Origin of the sequence: Methanospirillum stamsii, from assembly GCF_003173335.1 — an archaeon.
Classification (GTDB): domain Archaea; phylum Halobacteriota; class Methanomicrobia; order Methanomicrobiales; family Methanospirillaceae; genus Methanospirillum; species Methanospirillum stamsii.
On record NZ_QGMZ01000015.1, the window covers coordinates 15,284 to 34,204 of the forward strand.

Sequence of the window (18,921 nt, forward strand, 5' to 3'; positions counted from 1 at the left end):
TTCCGGCTCAATTAGGGATTGTACTGTAAAACAGAATATTCTTCTTCACTGCATAATGCAGTAATCAGGTAATCGCCCTTAGTTTTTCCACCCGGAAGGGGAAGTCCTTCTTTTGGTAATTCATTAAACCGGGACAGGGATCCTTCACAATCTGTATGAATAAAAATCCGCCACGGCCAGGGAACAGGGAGATCGTCTCTTGTCAGATATCGTGATTTTGCAACCGATGCAGTACAAAAAATCCCCGGTTTTATCTCAAATAAATGGTCTGCACCAAATTTTCTGATAAAGTACTTCAGATCTGATGCAAGCGAGAGGGCCGCTGAGAGAGAACTGAGCGTGATATATATTCCAATTGGAATTTCAATCGGCCTATAAAACTTAAGTGCATGCCAGGCTGTTTCGGATCTTCTGAGTTCGTAAAATATCCGGATGCCAGGTCTGCTGACTATCAGCAGATTCATAAAAAAAGATTAAATGAACATCCGCTCATCAACATCATGATCATCGCCGGCTACTTTATTGACAGCATCAAGCATGTCCTGGTTCGTTATTTCAAAAGCACTTTTTCTGACCGCAAGCATACCTGCTTCCCGGCATACCGCCTGAATCTGTGCCCCGGTAAGTCCTTCAGTCAGGATTGAAATCTCTGCAAGGTTTACTCCGGGTGAGAGAGTCATTTTACGGGTATGGATTTTTATAATGTCCTCACGGGCAATGATATCAGGAACTGGTATCTCGATTATCCGGTCAAAACGTCCGGGTCTCAAAAGGGCAGCATCGAGCATGTCGACCCTGTTCGTTGCAGCCATAATCCGGACGTCGCCACGATTATCAAATCCGTCCATCTCTGCCAGAAGCTGCATGAGTGTTCTCTGTACTTCTGCACTTCCACTGGTCCCGTCATTGGTCCGGGTGGTTCCGATTGCATCAATCTCGTCTATAAATACAATAGAGGGTGCACGGTCCCGGGCCAGGGCAAAGAGCTCACGGACCATCTGTGCCCCTTCACCGATATATTTGTGGACAAGTTCACTCCCGCTCATCCTGATAAACGTGGCTTTTGCATTATGGGCGACTGCTTTTGCAAGAAGTGTTTTTCCGGTTCCGGGAGGACCATAGAGGAGAATTCCTTTAGGCGGCTCTACGCCTATTCGTTCAAATACCTCCGGCATAGTCAGAGGATATTCTACTGCTTCACGAATCTCTTCGATCTCTTTTGTCAGACCCCCAATATATTCGAAGGTGACATCAGGTGACTCATCAAGTTCCATGACTCTGACACGCGAATCGTATGTCTCTTCAAGAACCTTGACAACAGAGAGAGCATTGTTTACCGCAACTTTACATCCAGGATAAATAGTGGGGCGCAGTTCATCTGAAATCAGGGTCACATATTCCTGATTGTTTCCCATCTGACGCAGGTAGATCTCTCCACTTTCAAAGATATCCACGACCAGCGCAACAAATAAAGGCATACGCTTGAGCTGTGAGTTCTCCCGTTTCAGGACCGAATTTTCTTTGATTAATTCCTCAGAACGGATTGACAACTCAAGGTTTTGGGCCTCCAGCTCCTGAATCCGGATCTGATAGTGAATCTCATTTTCACAGGAGATACGTGCAAGAGGCTGTTCCATAGTACATAATTACCCAGTGGTTCTACTTATACGTGAGTGTGCATGATTCTCCAAGGACGCGGAATATCGCGCGGCGTTGGAAAAGGACCTCTGCTTATTGGTCCGGATCCAATCTCATTTCTTTCCGGCGTAGATCCGGAAACAGGAATCGTATTAGAACCAGGCCATCCCTTGCAGGGTCAGGATATTTCCGGCTCGGTACTGGCATTTGAGTATGGAAAAGGATCGACGGTTGGGAGTTATATCCTCTATGCCCTGTCGCGCAACGGACATGCCCCTGCGGCAATCATCAACCAGGAAGCAGAGACAATCATCGCGGTTGGCGCAATCATGGGTAAAATTCCGATGGTTGATCGGATTGGAATACCTCTGAGTGATCTAAAATCCGGACAGATGGTAGAAGTGGATGGAACAACTGGAAACGTTACAATGATTGAATAAGTTAAAAAAAAGGCTCAGGAAATAAAGGTATATTCCTTGACTAATTTTTCATCAAGGCATGAAATATCCCATTCCTTACAATATTCATCCAGTTTTTTAATATCGGTAACAACCTTCTTTTTATAATTATCAGCAAGGTCCTGGGTTCTCCGGTAATTTCCGAGTGATGTTGTATCAGAACCTGAATTCTTCCAGTAGATTGCCTGTTTAAGGTTTGAACCGTAATATTCAAGATCTTTTATATATCCAATATAATTATTTAACACAACCTTCTCCTGTGTTGTCAGACCAGGAAAGATGGATTTCTCCGGAAGGGTTCTGTCAAGCCCGTATTCGTTTGTAATGTCTTTTACCAGTGTTTCAAGTGCAAGGGCTTTTTCCTGAACCCCGGCAGCATCAAGAGCTCGGTCTGATCCCCTGATATCCATATATGCAGATGTCAGCAATGGAAACGTTTTCTGAATAAAAGATTTCAGATTATCCACCGCAGGGTATTCACTGGGAGTTTTCTCCCCGCTTACAGGTTCTTTCGTTTCTGCTCCGGCGGGGGGTACCTCTTCCACATGATTATTTTTTAAAACCGGACTATCCGGACCGTTATCAGAAAGGGATCCCAGATCCTTATCGATACAGCCGGGTAAAAAGATGCAGATTATCAGAACTATTATGAGCACATGAATACTTTGCTCGTTCATATCATCGGATAGGAAGACAGATTATATATAGTGATCCAGACCCTGCCCTTCCGGGTTGTTGAAAAGAGATACCATTTTTTTACCTGTATGGGTAGGAATATTTTTTTCATGTACTGGATTGATATTCCTTAATTTCAAACCTTGCATTGTGGAACTATTTACAATCATTCTGACCATTATGGGTCTGTGCATGTTCGAGATCATCTGCAGTATTGATAATGCTATAATAAACGCAGAGGTTCTCGGCACGATGCAACCTAAATACCGTAGATGGTTTCTTCTTTGGGGGATCCTGTTTGCGGTTTTCCTCGTTCGTGGATTGCTGCCCCTTCTCCTTGTCTGGCTTTCAACTCCGGGACTCACCCCCTGGGAAGCGTTTACTGCCATGTTCAGTGAAAATCCGGATATAAAAGAAGCCATAGAAACGTCATCTCCGATACTTCTTATTGGTGGAGGGACATTCCTTATCTTTCTCTTTTTTCACTGGCTGTTTCTTGAAGAAAAACACTTCGGGCTCCGGGGAGAACGATTTTTCTATTCGAAAGGGGTCTGGTTTTATGCCGTTGCTTCAATTCTTCTCATGGCAATTGTATGGTTTGCAATTGAAAGAAATCCCATGATGGCATTTGGTGCGGTGGTCGGGTCAACCGCATTTTTCATCGTACACGGATTCAGGCAAAATGCAGAACTTGCCGAACAAAAACTCATGGGAGGAGACCTTTCAGATATCAGTAAAATTATGTACCTGGAAGTCATTGATGCGACATTCTCCATTGACGGGGTTTTAGGTGCATTTGCTTTTACCATGTGCGTTCCCCTCATTCTTGTGGGAAATGCTCTTGGTGCTATCGCAGTCCGTCAGATAACGGTTAGTAATATTGACAGAATCAAAAAATACCGGTTTTTGAAAAATGGTGCGATGTATTCCATTCTCTGTCTTGGCATCATCATGCTGATTGACAGTTTCGGATTTCACATCCCGGAATTTGTATCCCCGGTGATAACTTTTGGAGTGGTAGGATTATTCTTTTTAAAATCAATGCGTGACTCAGAATCACAGGCAATAAATTCCTGAAAATATCCCTTTTTAGAAGAGAGATAAATCACCATATTTTAGTCATCAAAGAGCCAATAGTATTGGACACATTTTCTTATCACATATTTTTTGGGAGGTTTTCTTCTGTCCAATACATACAATTCTGATAATATCAAAATTCTACGGGGTCTTGAACCGGTCAGAGAACGGCCGGCGATGTACATCGGTTCTACCGATACCCGCGGACTTCATCACCTGGTATACGAGGTAGTTGATAACTCCATTGATGAAGCATTGGCCGGATTTTGTACGCATATCCAGGTCATTATTCAAAAAGACGGAGGTGTCAGCGTTGAAGATAACGGACGGGGCATACCCATTGATCCCATGAAGGATAATGAGGATAAAAGCGCACTCGAAACAGTGCTTACCGTCCTTCATGCCGGGGGAAAATTTGACAAGGACACGTACCAGGTATCCGGGGGTCTTCACGGAGTAGGTGTTTCAGTCGTAAATGCCCTGTCAGTAAATCTTACTGCAACCGTATGGAAAAACGGGTATGAATATCAGATGCGGTTTTCAAGGGGGCAGCCACAATCTGAACTTGAAAAACGTGAAGAGAGTTTTGAAGAGATTAAAGATAGGTATATCCGGCGATTTGGTGTTCTTCCGGAAGATTGTCCTGATACAAAGGAAAGGTTTCTTGAAAAATACCTTGCCAAAATTACCGGAACGCAAATTTCCTTCAAACCGGATGCAAACATCTTTGAAACAGTCGAATATGACTATGACATCCTTGCACACCGGATGCGTGAACTGGCATTTCTGAACTCAGGTATCACCATCACTATTGCAGACGAGCGGTGTGAAGACCTGGAAGAATGTTCCGAAACCTTCTCCTTTGAGGGGGGAATCATTGAGTATGTCAGGTATCTCAACCACGAAGCCCAGCCCATTCATGAATCCATCATCTCATTTGGAAGAAAAGATGAAGAGGCCAAGGTTGAAGTCGAGATTGCATTCCAATACGCCGCAGCCTATTCTGAAAAAGTATTCACCTATGTAAACAGTGTCAATACCAAGGAAGGAGGAACGCATCTTGAGGGGTTCAGGTCTGCCCTTACCAAGGCAATCAACAAGATGGGAAAGGAAAACAAAGCCATCAAAGACCAGGAACTTTCACTAAAAGGAGATGATGTCAGGGAAGGCCTTACTGCGATTATCTCCATAAGGATGGCTGCCCCGCAGTTTGAAGGTCAGACCAAGATGAAACTTGGTAACAGTGAAGTCAAAGGTATTGTTGATTCACTGGTCTATGGTTCTCTTTGTGAATACTTTGAAGAGCATCCAAAAGACCTGAGTGCCATTGTAGATAAAGCCGTCCTTGCATACCAGGCAAGAGAAGCAGCAAGAAAAGCAAAAGAACTGGCACGGAGAAAAAGTACTCTTGAATCATCAGGTCTTCCGGGAAAACTTGCCGATTGTTCAGAACGTTCTGCAGAAAAGAGTGAGATCTACATTGTAGAAGGAGATTCTGCAGGTGGCAGTGCAAAACAGGGCCGTGATAGAAGGTTCCAGGCCATTCTTCCGCTCAGGGGTAAAATCCTGAATGTTGAGAAGGCAACGGTCCATAAGATCTTAAAAAACCTGGAAATACAGGCACTTATCTCTGCCATCGGGACTGGTGTTGGAGAGTCATTTGACATTGAAAAAGCCAGGTATCATCATATCATCATCATGACCGATGCTGATGTTGATGGTGCTCATATTGATACTTTATTAATGACGTTCTTTTTCAGATATCTCCAGCCACTAATCGAAGCCGGATATATCTATCTTGCCCAGCCTCCCCTGTACCGGATTGCAAAAGGCAAGCAGGAGAAATACGCATATTCAGAAGAGGAAATGCGGACGATCATGCAGGAGATGGGCGATAAAGGAGTAAGTGTCCAGCGGTACAAGGGTCTTGGAGAGATGAATGCATCCCAGCTCTGGGCAACTACGATGGATCCGGAAACAAGAGTCCTCAAACGGGTTATCATTGAAGATGCCGCGTATGCAAATGAGATCTTTGAAAAACTGATGGGAGATGACGTTTCTGCCCGTCGTGACTTTATCAAACGCCATGCAAAAGAGGTGACAAACCTTGACATCTGAAGATAACCAAGAGCCCCTCTTTACGCCGAGAGTAAATGAGATAAACATCGAAGAGGAGATGAAATCCTCTTACATCGATTATGCGATGTCGGTTATCATCGGGCGTGCGATTCCGGATGCAAGAGACGGACTAAAACCGGTTCACCGTCGTTCGCTTTTTGCGATGTGGGAGATGGGAAACACCCATGACAAGGCCTATAAAAAATCCGCCCGTGTAGTCGGAGAAGTCATGGGTAAGTATCACCCGCATGGTGATGCATCAATTTATGATACCATCGTAAAGATGGCCCAGCCGTTCTCCTACCGGATGATGCTGGTCGACGGTCAGGGTAACTTTGGTTCAGTAGACGGGGATTCTGCTGCGGCAATGCGTTATACCGAGGTCAGACTGAAAAGAGAAGCGGAAGAACTTCTCGTAGACCTTGAAAAAGATACGGTGCAATTTTTCCCGAACTTTGATGAGTCTCTTCAGGAACCATCGGTATTACCGGCAAAACTTCCAAATCTTCTCATTAACGGATCGGACGGTATTGCGGTCGGTATTGCGACCAAAATGCCACCTCATAACCTTGGTGAGGTCTGTGATGCAGTCTGTCATTACCTGCAGCATCCTGATGCCACGGTTTTTGACCTGATGCAGATAATTCCCGGCCCGGATTTTCCTACCGGAGGTATCATCATGGGAACCGACGGAATCCAGAATGCATATCTTGGAGGACAGGGTAAACTGACCATCCGTGGGGTTGCAGAAATTGATGATACCGGCAAACGGTCACAGATAATCATCACCGAAATACCGTTCCAGGTGAACAAGGCCAAACTTATCGAACATATTGCTGAACTGGTCCATGAAAAAAGGATTGAAGGGATTGCTGATCTTCGTGATGAGTCTGACAAAGACGGAATGCGTATAGTCATTGACCTTCGGAGAGATGCACGAGCCCAGTTAATCCTGAATCATCTCTATAAGCATACCGCTCTTGAAAGTACATTTGGTATCATCAACTATGCAATCGTTGATAATCAACCAAAGATTCTCGGGCTTATTGCACTGATGGAGCAGTTCGTCCGGCATAGGATCATTGTGATTACCCGCCGGAGTGAATTTGACAAACGGAAAGCAGAAGAGCGGGTCCATATTTTACGCGGTCTCCTTCATGCCATTGATAATATTGATGCAGTCATTGCAACTATCAGGGCAGCCCAGACGGCAGATGAGGCAAAGGTTGCACTGGTAGAGAAGTTCACCCTTGATGAAGTTCAGGCAACAGCTATTCTGCAGATGCAGCTTCGTCGTCTGGCAGCCCTTGAAAAACAGAAACTGGTGGATGAACGCGAACAGCTTGAAGCAGAAATTAGAAGGCTTGTTGAACTCCTGTCATCCGAAGGCAATATACGAGCTGAAATTTTCCGTGAACTGAAAGAGATCCGGGAAAAATACGCTGATCCAAGAAGAACACAGATAACCGGAGACCTTCAGGAGATTGTCAGGGAGGACCTTATCCCCAATAAACAGGTGCTTGTCTGCCTGACCCACCAGAATTATGTCAAACACATGGATGTTGATGCATACCGTGTGCAGGGCAGAGGTGGAAGAGGTGTCATGGGGATTTCCATTAAGGATGAAGACTATGTGGAGCAGGTCTTTGTTGCCAATATGCATGACCACCTCCTCTGTTTCACTTCAACCGGAAGAGCATACTGGCTCAGGGTATTTGATATTCCGGAAGGTTCCAGACAGAGTAAAGGAAAGGCAATTGTAAATCTTTTGGATCTTCGGAATGAAGAGCGGGTGACTGCGGTAATACCGGTCCAGGAATTTTCATCCGAACGGTTCTTCCTTTACCTGACAGAACGGGGTATGATAATCAAGATCCCACAGGACGAATTTGCACGACCACGCTCTACCGGAGTGAATGCAATCTCTCTTCGTGAAGGTGACAATCTTGTGCATGTCATGGTAAGTGACGGAAAACAGGAGATCATCATAACTACCAAGTACGGTCAGAGTCTCCGGTTCCATGAAGACCAGATTCCTCTCCGACATCGAAATGCCCTCGGGGTAATAGGGATGCGGATGAAGGATGATGATGTCGTCACCAGTATGACCGTCATAGAAGAAGGTAAACATCTCCTTACCATCACTCATGGAGGATATGGAAAACGAACCAACTTTGATGAATACCGTGGCCATGGACGAGGGACCATGGGAGTTCGGAACATCAAAGTAAAAAGAAATGACGGGATAGTGACCGCATTTGCCGCCGGACCTGAAGAAGAGATCATTCTCATGAGTGCAGAGGGGATAGTTATCAGGACCAGTGTTGAAAAAATCTCAATCCAGGGAAGATCAACACAGGGTGTCAGGATCATGAAACTGTCTCAGGGCGACCGGGTAGTCGGAGTGACCTCGCTATCTCCGGAAGAACAAAAAGAGCTTGGTGACGACATTCCCCAAGCAGAAATTATTGATGAGGGACCTGAAGATAACGGTTCTTCAGAAGAATAATCTTTTTTTAGATACATTACTGCAATCAGGAATCACATTCCCGCTCAAGAGAGATGTCCGGATGGGATGGCAGGATATTCTAATCTTGAGATTATGGCATGACAATGTCCATTCAGGATACTAAACATCATCAGTCATACGAAAAAACCCGGATTTTTCAGTTCCGGAACAAATGGTTTTTATACTCTTCATTCTATAATATTTTAGGATTATAAAATGACAGATTTACCAATTGCAGCCATTACCCGGGTTGCCAAAAACAGTGGAGCAGAGCGTGTTGGAAGTGATGCATCAGCACTCATTGTCCAGAAGACCGAGGATTACCTTGGTAAACTGGTAAAAGAAGCAGTAAAACTTGCTGCACATGCAGGTCGCAAGACCCTTAAGGAAGAAGACATTGAGATGGCTGCTGAAAATTTAGCATAACCTTTTTTTTTCTAATTCCAATTTAGTCAGAGAAGTACATTCCCCTTCTTGCGATTAGATACCTGAACATCATTACGGCCAGGTTTTTTTACATTAACCGGTACAGGTTTCTTGGAATGAAAATTTCGAAACGTACTCCTTTTCCTTCCTTTCCGGTTTCAGTAATACTAAGTCCGGTAATAGAGAGGATCTCCCGGGATAAAAAGAGACCAAACCCGGTGTTTTTACCAAATCCATGATGAAAGATTTTTTTCTTGTCTTTATCAGGAATCCCAATACCATTGTCTTCATACACCAGGGTGAGACCGGAGGATTTTTCTTCGGTAAAAAAACGTATTTCATTGACTGATTCTCCGTGCATCACAGAATTAGAGATAAGATTTGAGAATACCTTTTCAAGGAGAGGATCAGCATATATGTCAATTGAATTAAGACGGTTATCCCATGAAACGAATTCCGTTCGACTATATTCACTGGCTGCTGCTATGGTAGATCCGAGATTCTGCCACTGGGGTTCTTTAACTCCGACATCCTGGTACTCTTTTGTAAAGACAATCTGACTCCGGATAGCCTGGGTTGCCTCAACCTGTTTTCCGATGAAGGGTTCAAGTTCCGGATCCTTGTTTTTCTTCTTGAGAAGGTCAAGATAGGCAAGTAATATGGTAATCTGATTCAGAACATCATGCCGGGTGATGGATGACAACAGATTTAACTTCCGGTTACTCTGGACAAGGGCATCCTGAGCTATCTTCTGCTTTGTTACATCCATGCAGAGAAGAAGTACTGACGATTTGTTCTGCCAGACTATTTCTGCCATGCCAACTTCAAGCCAGCGTAGTTCCCCGGATGCGGTATATCCCCGGACAGATATTCCTGCATGGATCTGTTCACCCTGCATGGCCCTCTGAAGAAGGACAAGGAATTCTTCCTGGTCGTCTGAATGAACAATGTCCAGGAGTGAAGAATTAATAAGCTGTTCCTGATCATATCCGAAGATTATAGAGGATTTCGGATTCGCAAAAATAATCCTTGTTTCTCTGATGACAAAGACCGCTTCTCCGGCATTATTTACAAGAAGCCGGTACTGTTCTTCCCGTTGCTTTAACGCTTCTTCAGCAGCCTTTCTCTCGGTGATATCCCGGGCAATAGTCATCACAAGATTCTGCGTCCTGATCCGGATAGGATAGGTCATGACTTCTGCATAGAGGATCTTCCCGTCTTTACGGCTGATATGAACCTCATCAGGTCCGGTTGGTTTTCCAAGAGCGTTCTTTGCGAAAAGAACTGCAGTCTTGGTAATATGCATAGACCCGATAAGACCCATGGTAAAAATGTTTCTCCCTCTCAAATCATCGGGAGTAAAACCGGTAAGGTCTGTAGCTGCCCGGTTGGACTCAATAAAGGTTCCTTTGATGTCAGTCAGCAGGTATGCTTCAGGAGCTAAATCAAAGAGAATCTTGAGCCGCTCTTCATTATTTTTTACCTCCTGTTCTGCTGCTTTCCAGTCAGATATATCCGTAAGAACTACAGTAACTGCACGGACTTCATTGGTGTTCTCCTCTGATACCGGTGTAAATCTACGGATGTAATCTTTCGTCATCCAGCGGAATTCATCCTGAACCTGACGTTTTGTAGAGAGAACACGCTCAACAGCCTGATCAAAACGGGTTTCTTCACCTGGCGGAAGCATTACTCTCATCCGGTTTTCTAAGTACCGCTCAGCGATATCACCAAGCTTACTTTTATGATATGAGTTCATGAAGAGGTAACAACCATCGCTATCCACCATGAATATCGAATCTCCGGTGGATTCCACTACACTCCGGTAATTAGCCTGTGTTACCTGAAGTGACGAGAGAGTCTTCCGCTGCTCGGTTACATCACGAAAACTCCATACTCTGCCAATGATAGTGCCCCCTATCCGTTGGGGAAGCGTGTTTCGTTCAAAAATCCGGCCGTCCCGAAACTCAAGAACATCAAATGCTTCTTTATCCGGATGAGCCTTTAGATAATTTAATTTTTCAATGAATGTTTTTCGATCTTCAAGCTGATCTTCAATAAACGCAAGCAGAACTTCCTCATCCCGCTCTTCTATCACCGTTTCAGGGATAAACCACATATCCAGGAATTTCTGGTTATAATTAATGATCTTCCCGCTTCTATCAACGACAAAAATACCATCCGATGTTGATTCAAAGGTCGCTGTTACAAGGGATGTTCCCCGGGAAATTTCATCCTCAAGCCTGACCCGGTCAGTGATATCAATTGAGACGACCGTTACCGCAAGAGTCTGCTGGGATGTCTGATACCGGACAGGAATGAATTTCCGGCTGTAATAGCGGCCATCTTTTTCATATTCCTCATAAAAATAATCATTATTGGTGATGACCTGGTTCATCGAATTGATAAAACGTCTGGTCTCATCTTCGGTATGAAGGTCTTTATAAAGCTTTGATTCATAATCCTCCCCAAATATTCCCAGTCGCTTCTGGTGAGGACTATTAATAAACAGATACCGGTAATGCCGGTCAATCATGTAGATAGAATCGTCTGTGGCTTCTACAATGGTCCTGAAATTAGTATCTGCGTAATGAAGTGATTCTTCAGCCTGTTTGTTTTTAACTGTCTGGCGGATAAAAGTGTTCAATCGGACAAGTTCAAGATCATTCTCATCATTTGTCAGGAAAAAGTAATCAATCCCTGATTTTATTGCTTCTTTTACGACTGAAGGGGCCTGTTCGCCGATAAAAATGGTCACCGGGCTGTATTGTATCTGCTTTTTCACCCGTGCGATAAAATCCAGACCATTTTCTTTACCTAAATCAAAATTACCAACAACTACATCGTAATGATTGACCTGGAGTTTGGTGATGGCGTCCTTAATATCAGACGCTCCGCTGACAGATAACTTAGCCCCGTTTTCCGAAAACAAACGGGTTATTTCTGTAAATTGTTTTGGATCTCCAATACTAAGGACTGTTATGACAGCCAGATCAAATCACCCGGAGTAATAAATGAATATCATATGATACGTTGCTGAATGGTTAAAACCATCTGACATTTATTTTATCAGGTATTAAAAATGGTTTACATCCAATCGGAACCCCTATGATGCCATTAATGTGAATGAAAATCAAAATTAATAATAATTTATTGAAATTTTTGAGATTTACCGGATTTGGAATTCAGTTTTCTTTAGGCATCAAATCTTCTTTTATTAAACCAATCCCATAATCCGGTCAAGGAGGTCAAGAGATTTGTCCTGGTTGGATTTTACCGTGTCAATTATCGATTCATAACTGATTTCTGCATCGCATATACCATTAGCATAATTGTCAACAGTACAGATTGCTGCAAATGGCAATCCCAATTCTGTGGCAACGGTAAGTTCACTTACAATTGTCATACCGACAAGATGTGCGAACTGCGCCATTGCTTTTATCTCAGGTCTGCTTTCAAGCCTGGGACCACGGGTCTGAATGTATGTTCCACCATTCAGGGCATCCGGGCATACTGATGCAAGAAGAGAGGATAGTTCTGGATCAAATGCCGGGTTGACATGATCAATCGAATGATTATGGATTGTAGGCATTGGTGACAAACTGATGAAATCATCAGGAATAACCCGGGTTCCCGGACGGATATCTTCCCGGAGCGAACCGGTTGAGCCAAGTGCGATTATCCGGTCAGCCCCTGCCAGTTTAAGAGCAGCCATATGCGAGAGGTATGGGATTACATGAGGTGCTCGACGGTTTTGGTGTCTGAGCAGAAGCAAAAAATGGTCGCCCCTGAATAGTTCAGTCGTCCCATAAGGCGTATATTGTTCAAAACGGGTAAAATCTGCACCCGAATAATCCAGTAATGAGGTACCTCCGATAATTCCCAGCATGTATGCAGATATCTATTCGTTGTATTCCAATCAAAACCTTACCATGATGCAGAAAATTTCGTACACACGGAAATCAGAAAAAACCCTGTTTCTCCGGGTTCGATAGATGAGTATTTATGGGAGGAATATCAACCTAATAAGGCGGGCCGGTAGATCAGTGGTAGATCGCTACCTTGGCATGGTAGAGGCCGCGGGTTCAATTCCCGCTCGGTCCACTCGCTGTATTTCTTTTTTTAACCATTATCTGAATATCTGCATATCTTTCAGGAAAAAACCTCTCTGACCCGATTAAAACTAATCCGAGGGGTTACTTACAAACCGACAGATATCTGCCAGGACACAGGCCATACATGCAGGTTTTCTTGCGGTACAAATCCTCCGCCCATGTAAAATGAATAACCCGTTAATCTCACCCCACATATCCGGAGAAAAAACCCGGGTAAGATCAGATTCAATTTTATCCGGTTCACTCTGGTTCGTAAGCCCAAGACGCATTGATACACGCCGGACATGAGTATCAACCGCAATACCTTCTATTTTAGAGAATGCATGATTAAGAACGATATTTGCAGTCTTTCTCCCGACTCCGGGAAGACGAACCAGATCTTCCATCCGGTCAGGTACTTCTCCACCGAAATCCTTCACAACCATCTGTGATGCCGCAATAATATTCCGGGCTTTTGCATGAAAAAAACCAGTCGGATGAATGATCCGCTCAACATCACCAATACCTGCTTTTGCAAGGTCTGAAACAGATGGAAACCGGGAGAATAATTCCTTTGTAACCAGATTTACGGTTTTATCGGTTGTTTGTGCAGAAAGAATAGTAGCTATCAGAATTTCATACGGATTATTGAAATGTAAAAACTCATCCCGGCTTTTTGAGAGATCATATAAGATTCTAAGCCTTTTGACAATGATTTCAGGTTGAGATAATTCCATAAAAGAAGATGGGGTAACGCAGATTCGAACTGCGGTCAAAGCGTCCCAAACGCTCTAGGATGGACCAGGCTACCCTATTACCCCGTGCGGGACATATGTTGTAGCCAGTACCATTTATAGTATTGCTTTTTACTTTCAAAGGGGGAATGGGTTTTCACCATCAGGTGAAACCAGCGTTCCGACATATGAGCCTGAATCAAGAGTCTTTTCCAGAAGAGAAGGGTCACGTCCATCCATCACCAGAAGTGGAATCTGACATCGTTCAACCATTTTCACGGCAACGATATCCATGACAGTATTCACTCCGGCAACCGCTTGTTGACCGATTACCACCTTCAGGAGTTCTGCTGCAGTCATTTTCTCGTATTTTTTCGCAGCGGGATCTTTCTTCGGGTCCGCGGAGTATATTCCATCCACCGCGGTAAGATTGATGAATAGTGAAGCATCCACCCGTTCAGCCAGAACTGCTGCTACCGCATCGGTAGTCTGACCCGGAGTAATGCCCCCCATCACCACAATTTTTCCGGATTCAGCTGCACAGAGCGCCTCGTTATGACTCTCCACAACTTTTGGGTATGCCGAGGACCCCAGGGCACCGACAAGAAGGGTAGCATTGAGCCGGGTCACCATTATGCCAAGTTCATCAGAAAATGCTTCATCAGCGTTAAATGTCCGTGCAAGAGAGATATAATCACGGGCAGTACCACCACCACCGACAACAACAAAAAGACGATTTTTTGCAGAAATCCGCTTGAGAACAGAGATGTAAGGTTTAATATTGGGACGATCGATTCCCGGAAGGAGAATTGACCCACCCAGTGAGAGCACAATAGTCGGCATTCAACCTCATATGTTACTCAATAGAAACCATATAGGTTATTCAGGACAATGAGGTGATATATAAAGGGAAGGGACAATAGTCCATGACCAACAGGTGACCATGGAAGCTCGACACTATTCCCGTGATGATGCGGGTATAATGCATTGCAATCTTTGTAATCATCATTGCAAAATTTCTGACACGAAGACCGGGATTTGCGGAGTCAGACGATCCATAAGGGGAGAACTGATTGCTGAAACCTATGGCAGGGTTACAGCCGAAGCTGTTGACCCCATCGAAAAAAAACCCCTGTTTCATTTCCTCCCCGGAACAACCTCATATTCACTGGGAAGTGCCGGCTGTAACTTTTCCTGTAGTCATTGTCAGAACTGGCACATATCTCACGCATCTTTTGACAGTATGATGATGAAGACCATATCTCCGGAAGAAGGAGTCAAACGGGCTATTTCCAAAGGGTGTTCATCTATCTCATGGACATACAATGAACCCACCATCTGGTTTGAATACACCCAGGACATGGCACGACTCGCCCATCAACAAGGACTTAAAACCGTTTATGTAACGAACGGATATATGACCGAAGATGCACTGACTGACCTTGCGCCGGACCTTGATGCCTGGCGTGTTGATATCAAGGCTTTTACCGAAGAATTTTATCATAAAGTCTGTCGAGCCAAGCTCCAGCCGGTTCTGGATACTACCATACGGGCGAAAGAACTGGGATTACACATCGAAATTGTAAACCTGATAATACCCGGCCTGAATGATTCACCTGAAGAGACTACAAAACTTGTTTCATGGGTCATTGATAACCTCGGACCAGATATTCCGGTTCATTTTACACGGTTTCATCCGGACTTCCAGATGCAGGAGATAAATGCCACACCGATAAGGACCCTTGAAAAAGCATTCCACATTGCAAAGGAAAAAGGGATCAGGTATCCTTACCTTGGGAATGTGCCCGGACATGAATTTGAACAGACATGGTGTCCTCACTGTAGCAACCTGCTCATCGGCAGAACAGGATACACAGTAAACCCGATACACATAAAAGACGGTCGATGCACCCATTGTGGAAAGCAGACAGGAATAATTACCCGGTTATGACAACAGATCCACCGGAGAAAAGATTTATCTGTGACCGGATGGCAGGCTCACTCTGTAAATATCTTCGTTTTATGGGATATGACTGTAAGAGTGCAAATGATCTTCCATCCGGAAATCCCCGGGAAGACACCATGATCCTACAGATTGCCCGGGAGGAAAATAGGTATATTCTCACCCAGGATGCAGAACTTGCAAGAAGAGGAGAGAATTTAGCCTTACGGCTGGTATCTTCAGAATTAGGAGACCAGATTATCCAGCTTGTTCATGCTGACCTCATTATCCCGGAGATAAGACTTACCCGTTGTTCACAATGTAATGCACTTCTGATCGAGGGGCCCTCTCTTTTAAATCAACAAAACCTCACCCCGGTTAGCACCCCGCTTGTTCACTGTCCGGTATGCCACAGACAATATTGGGAAGGCACACATACCCAGAACATGAGAAAGAACCTGGACCAGATAATTGAAAAAATTGATAAAACTACATGAAACAGGGATAGGAAAATCTTTTTATTTTAGGACAATACCGAAAGAATCCCTGATTATCAGAGCTTTTTTTCCAGAACCGTTTTTTGGAACTCCAACCAGAGAATCTATCTCATCAGCTACCTGTTCAAGTTCGTCAAAAATTCTATCTGCATCACGGCGCATTTCCCTGATAGAATCACGAAGACTCCTTCTTCGGAGATGTATGAGTCTTCTTTCCCGGTACACTATACCGGACCTTGAGAGATTTCGCAGGTGATGATTCACCCTGCCGGATGATATGGCAAGAAGGGTGCTCAGTTCATCCGAAGTTATTCCGGATTCAATCGATCGCTCAAGTATTGCCCGAATAATCTGGGTCGAAAGGTTGTTCAGGTCACGACCTGCCGAAAGACCCAGAGTATCGCAGAGCCAGTAAATCTCCTCGGTCAAATCTTTGCCAGTGGGACGAGGAATCTGTTGAAGGGTAAGCCGCTGATGCATAGTTGAAGTACATTGTCATTATTGTTGATATGATATCAACATTATCGAAATGATTCCAAGCGATAGAGAAAACCTTATATAGAATTTTTAATCAACAATTATGTGCACATTGCATTACAAAGGAGTTTAACGTATGGCAATCACACCAATCGGACCACGTGTCCTGATTAAACCATATAAGCAGGAAGAACGGACAAAAGGAGGAATATTCATCCCTGACTCAGCAAAGGAGAAGAAAAAACAGGGAGAAGTAATCGCCGTCGGAACATTCGATGATGGAAAAGAACTTCCGATTAAACCCGGTGACATCATTCTCTACGGTGGATACAGTCAGGAAGAAGTTGAACTTGACAAGGAAGACTACGTAATCCTCGAGTTCAAGAACATCGTTGCTAAAATGAACTAAAACCCAAAGGTGAATACATGACAGCAAAACAACTCATGTTCAACGAAAACGCCCGTCACGCTCTCCTTGAAGGCGTTAATAAAGTAGCAGATACCGTAAAAATTACTCTCGGGCCAAAGGGAAGATATGTCGTACTTGACAAGGGTTCTGGTCCGGTCGTCACCAACGATGGTGTTACCATCGCAAAAGAGATAGAACTGAAAGACAAGTTCGAAAATGTTGGTGCAAAACTTATCAAGGAAGTTGCATCAAAGACCCAGGACACTACCGGAGACGGTACTACCACTGCAACCGTTCTTGCTCAGTCAATGATTACTGAAGGCATCAAGAATATCACCGCTGGTGCAAACCCGATTGAGATCAAAAAGGGTATCATGAAAGCGGTTGATGTCGCAGTAAATTCTATTCGTTCAAAGAGCATCGAGGTAAAAGATAAGGAGACTATCAACCGGATTGCAATCATTTCAGCAAACAATGACGAAGAGATTGGTAACCTTATCTCTGAGGCAATGGACAAGGTAGGCTATAATGGTGTCATCACTGTTGAGAACTCAAAGACTCTTGAGACCAGCCTTGACCATGTTGAAGGTATGCAGTTTGACCGTGGTTACATCTCTCCATACATGGTAACCGACCAGGAACGCCGTGTTGTCGAATTTGAAGATCCATACATCCTCATTACCGACCGGAAGATCTCCAGCCTCAAGACGTTAATCCCGGTCCTTGAGATGATCGCCCAGACCGGAAAGCCCCTCCTCATCATTGCAGATGATGTTGATGGAGAAGCACAGACCGCCCTTATCCTGAACATCATCCGTGGTGCAATCAAGGTGTGTGCAGTCAAGGCTCCGGAATTCGGAGACGTCAGAAAGGAAGTTCTCGAAGATATTGCTATCCTGACCGGTGGAACTGTCATCAGTGAAGAACGCAACCTTGCAATTGAGGATACCACCCTTGACATGCTTGGACAGGCCCGGACCATCAAGGTTGACCAGGACAAGACAACCGTCGTCGGCGGCAAAGGCAAGAAGTCAGACATTGATACACGCAAGAAACTTATCGAATCCCAGCTCAATATCACCGAGAAGAAATACGACAAGACCACCCTGCAGAGCCGTCTTGCAAAACTCTCCGGAGGTGTTGCAGTAATTAAGGCAGGTGCAGCAACTGAGACCGAAGTGAAAGAAAAGAAGATGCGTATTGATGATGCACTCAATGCAACCAAGGCAGCAGTAGAAGAGGGATATGTTGCTGGTGGCGGAGTAACCCTGTTCCGTGCAACCAAGGCCCTTGACACTCTCAAGGCTGACCCTGAACAGATGATTGGTGTCAATATTGTCAGACGTTCACTCGAAGAACCACTTCGCCAGATTGCAGATAATGCAGGCAGGGAAGGGGCCGAAGTTATCGCCATGATAAGGAACAATACCAGCGAGACCTACGGTTACAATGCAAAGACCGATACGTATGAAGACCTTCTTCAGGCTGGAGTCCTTGACCCGACCAAGGTTGTCAGATCCGGTCTTCAGAATGCCGCATCCATTGCAGGTATGCTCCTGACCACCGAAGCAGTCGTTGTCGATTTCGACGAAGAAAAAGATAAGACTTCTGCAGCAATTATAATCTAATCTTTTTTTTTACATTTTAAATCGGTTTTTCTCTTTTTCCCGGTTATTGGATATATACATAACACCGAAAACAAGTCCGATACAAAAACATAATACTGCTGCTATTACCAGTTTCCAGGCCATATCAGCTGATTCTGCGGATACAGCCATTACCACAAATATCAGGCCGATGATACAGGCACCGGTTATCTCAAAAGCATATAAAAACCGTTCACCGAGCTGAACCATTATTCATATTT

General features: G+C 44.4%; 18 protein-coding genes and 2 tRNA genes. 10 read left to right on the plus strand and 10 right to left on the minus strand.

The genetic code is table 11. The features are described from left to right. Positions 1-11 precede the first annotated feature (11 nt). Both DLD82_RS07660 and DLD82_RS07665 read right to left on the minus strand, forming a co-directional pair. Entirely contained in the window at positions 12-464 is a 453-nt protein-coding gene (locus DLD82_RS07660) for a hypothetical protein (RefSeq protein WP_109940528.1), read from the minus strand. 9 nt (positions 465-473) lie between these two features. After that, entirely contained in the window at positions 474-1,637 is a 1,164-nt protein-coding gene (locus DLD82_RS07665; RefSeq protein WP_109940529.1) for a proteasome-activating nucleotidase, read from the minus strand. Between the two features lie 42 nt (positions 1,638-1,679). Here DLD82_RS07665 and DLD82_RS07670 point away from each other — a divergent pair, with 42 nt between their 5' ends. After that, positions 1,680-2,078 carry a DUF126 domain-containing protein gene (locus DLD82_RS07670; protein WP_109940530.1) on the plus strand — a complete coding sequence of 133 codons (399 nt, stop codon included), beginning with the start codon at positions 1,680-1,682 and terminating at the stop codon, positions 2,076-2,078. Positions 2,079-2,092: 14 nt separating this feature from the next. Here DLD82_RS07670 and DLD82_RS07675 read toward each other — a convergent pair whose 3' ends face one another. Further along, positions 2,093-2,773, minus strand: coding sequence for a hypothetical protein (locus DLD82_RS07675; RefSeq protein ID WP_146199728.1), 681 nt, complete (start codon positions 2,771-2,773; stop codon positions 2,093-2,095). Between the two features lie 148 nt (positions 2,774-2,921). Between DLD82_RS07675 and DLD82_RS07680 the strand changes: the two genes are divergently transcribed. The 4 genes from DLD82_RS07680 to DLD82_RS07695 all read left to right on the plus strand — a co-directional run bounded on the left by DLD82_RS07680 (position 2,922) and on the right by DLD82_RS07695 (position 8,901). Continuing rightward, positions 2,922-3,848, plus strand: a complete 927-nt coding sequence (locus tag DLD82_RS07680) for a DUF475 domain-containing protein (RefSeq protein ID WP_109940644.1) — start codon at positions 2,922-2,924, stop codon at positions 3,846-3,848. 105 nt (positions 3,849-3,953) lie between these two features. Continuing rightward, positions 3,954-5,966: a DNA topoisomerase subunit B gene (locus tag DLD82_RS07685; RefSeq protein WP_109940645.1), complete on the plus strand. Its 2,013-nt coding sequence runs from the start codon at positions 3,954-3,956 to the stop codon at positions 5,964-5,966. Then, the gene (gene gyrA / locus DLD82_RS07690; RefSeq protein WP_109940532.1) at positions 5,956-8,475 is read left to right on the plus strand and encodes a DNA gyrase subunit A; all 2,520 of its coding nucleotides are present in this window, start codon (positions 5,956-5,958) and stop codon (positions 8,473-8,475) included. Before DLD82_RS07685 ends, gyrA begins: the two co-directional genes overlap by 11 nt. A gap of 216 nt (positions 8,476-8,691) precedes the next feature. Continuing rightward, positions 8,692-8,901 (plus strand): histone family protein, encoded by a 210-nt coding sequence (locus tag DLD82_RS07695; RefSeq protein ID WP_109940533.1) that lies wholly within the window; start codon positions 8,692-8,694, stop codon positions 8,899-8,901. Positions 8,902-8,989: 88 nt separating this feature from the next. Here DLD82_RS07695 and DLD82_RS07700 read toward each other — a convergent pair whose 3' ends face one another. Continuing rightward, entirely contained in the window at positions 8,990-11,893 is a 2,904-nt protein-coding gene (locus tag DLD82_RS07700; RefSeq protein WP_342764562.1) for a PAS domain S-box protein, read from the minus strand. Positions 11,894-12,118: 225 nt separating this feature from the next. Beyond that, positions 12,119-12,790: an MTAP family purine nucleoside phosphorylase gene (locus tag DLD82_RS07705; RefSeq protein ID WP_109940535.1), complete on the minus strand. Its 672-nt coding sequence runs from the start codon at positions 12,788-12,790 to the stop codon at positions 12,119-12,121. A gap of 143 nt (positions 12,791-12,933) precedes the next feature. On the opposite strand from DLD82_RS07705, the gene DLD82_RS07710 reads away from it, so the two are divergent. Beyond that, positions 12,934-13,005: transfer RNA gene (locus DLD82_RS07710), tRNA-Ala, on the plus strand. 79 nt (positions 13,006-13,084) lie between these two features. Here the strand turns inward: DLD82_RS07710 and nth are convergent. From nth to pyrH, 3 genes are all read right to left on the minus strand, one after another. Continuing rightward, a complete protein-coding gene (nth, locus tag DLD82_RS07715) occupies positions 13,085-13,732 on the minus strand; it encodes an endonuclease III (RefSeq protein WP_109940536.1) in 648 nt (215 codons plus the stop codon). A 9-nt stretch (positions 13,733-13,741) separates the two neighbouring features. Continuing rightward, a tRNA-Pro gene (locus tag DLD82_RS07720) sits at positions 13,742-13,816 on the minus strand. Between the two features lie 51 nt (positions 13,817-13,867). Beyond that, positions 13,868-14,572, minus strand: a complete 705-nt coding sequence (gene pyrH / locus DLD82_RS07725; RefSeq protein ID WP_109940537.1) for a UMP kinase — start codon at positions 14,570-14,572, stop codon at positions 13,868-13,870. 100 nt (positions 14,573-14,672) lie between these two features. On the opposite strand from pyrH, the gene amrS reads away from it, so the two are divergent. Both amrS and DLD82_RS07735 read left to right on the plus strand, forming a co-directional pair. Next, a complete protein-coding gene (gene amrS / locus DLD82_RS07730) occupies positions 14,673-15,680 on the plus strand; it encodes an AmmeMemoRadiSam system radical SAM enzyme (protein WP_109940538.1) in 1,008 nt (335 codons plus the stop codon). After that, a complete protein-coding gene (locus tag DLD82_RS07735) occupies positions 15,677-16,168 on the plus strand; it encodes a Mut7-C RNAse domain-containing protein (RefSeq protein ID WP_181391315.1) in 492 nt (163 codons plus the stop codon). The genes amrS and DLD82_RS07735 overlap by 4 nt, the downstream gene beginning before the upstream one ends. Before the next feature lie 21 nt (positions 16,169-16,189). Here the strand turns inward: DLD82_RS07735 and DLD82_RS07740 are convergent, their stop codons facing one another. Further along, positions 16,190-16,648, minus strand: a complete 459-nt coding sequence (locus DLD82_RS07740; RefSeq protein ID WP_109940540.1) for a winged helix-turn-helix domain-containing protein — start codon at positions 16,646-16,648, stop codon at positions 16,190-16,192. Positions 16,649-16,781: 133 nt separating this feature from the next. Between DLD82_RS07740 and groES the strand changes: the two genes are divergently transcribed. Continuing rightward, the gene (gene groES, locus DLD82_RS07745) at positions 16,782-17,054 is read left to right on the plus strand and encodes a co-chaperone GroES (protein WP_109940541.1); all 273 of its coding nucleotides are present in this window, start codon (positions 16,782-16,784) and stop codon (positions 17,052-17,054) included. A 17-nt stretch (positions 17,055-17,071) separates the two neighbouring features. Next, the gene (gene groL / locus DLD82_RS07750) at positions 17,072-18,682 is read left to right on the plus strand and encodes a chaperonin GroEL (RefSeq protein ID WP_109940542.1); all 1,611 of its coding nucleotides are present in this window, start codon (positions 17,072-17,074) and stop codon (positions 18,680-18,682) included. Positions 18,683-18,691: 9 nt separating this feature from the next. Here groL and DLD82_RS07755 read toward each other — a convergent pair whose 3' ends face one another. Further along, positions 18,692-18,910, minus strand: coding sequence for a hypothetical protein (locus tag DLD82_RS07755; RefSeq protein WP_109940543.1), 219 nt, complete (start codon positions 18,908-18,910; stop codon positions 18,692-18,694). Positions 18,911-18,921: the final 11 nt, after the last annotated feature.

What these genes read in the sequence shown, in the direction of transcription:
- nth (WP_109940536.1), bottom strand. Translation starts at nt 13,732, where the DNA reads ATGGAATTATCTCAACCTGAAATCATTGTCAAAAGGCTTAGAATCTTA.
- DLD82_RS07705 (WP_109940535.1), bottom strand. Translation starts at nt 12,790, where the DNA reads ATGCTGGGAATTATCGGAGGTACCTCATTACTGGATTATTCGGGTGCA.
- DLD82_RS07735 (WP_181391315.1), top strand. Translation starts at nt 15,677, where the DNA reads ATGACAACAGATCCACCGGAGAAAAGATTTATCTGTGACCGGATGGCA.
- DLD82_RS07670 (WP_109940530.1), top strand. Translation starts at nt 1,680, where the DNA reads ATGATTCTCCAAGGACGCGGAATATCGCGCGGCGTTGGAAAAGGACCT.
- amrS (WP_109940538.1), top strand. Translation starts at nt 14,673, where the DNA reads ATGGAAGCTCGACACTATTCCCGTGATGATGCGGGTATAATGCATTGC.
- groES (WP_109940541.1), top strand. Translation starts at nt 16,782, where the DNA reads ATGGCAATCACACCAATCGGACCACGTGTCCTGATTAAACCATATAAG.
- DLD82_RS07755 (WP_109940543.1), bottom strand. Translation starts at nt 18,910, where the DNA reads ATGGTTCAGCTCGGTGAACGGTTTTTATATGCTTTTGAGATAACCGGT.
- DLD82_RS07695 (WP_109940533.1), top strand. Translation starts at nt 8,692, where the DNA reads ATGACAGATTTACCAATTGCAGCCATTACCCGGGTTGCCAAAAACAGT.
- pyrH (WP_109940537.1), bottom strand. Translation starts at nt 14,572, where the DNA reads ATGCCGACTATTGTGCTCTCACTGGGTGGGTCAATTCTCCTTCCGGGA.
- DLD82_RS07740 (WP_109940540.1), bottom strand. Translation starts at nt 16,648, where the DNA reads ATGCATCAGCGGCTTACCCTTCAACAGATTCCTCGTCCCACTGGCAAA.
- DLD82_RS07660 (WP_109940528.1), bottom strand. Translation starts at nt 464, where the DNA reads ATGAATCTGCTGATAGTCAGCAGACCTGGCATCCGGATATTTTACGAA.
- DLD82_RS07675 (WP_146199728.1), bottom strand. Translation starts at nt 2,773, where the DNA reads ATGAACGAGCAAAGTATTCATGTGCTCATAATAGTTCTGATAATCTGC.
- DLD82_RS07665 (WP_109940529.1), bottom strand. Translation starts at nt 1,637, where the DNA reads ATGGAACAGCCTCTTGCACGTATCTCCTGTGAAAATGAGATTCACTAT.
- groL (WP_109940542.1), top strand. Translation starts at nt 17,072, where the DNA reads ATGACAGCAAAACAACTCATGTTCAACGAAAACGCCCGTCACGCTCTC.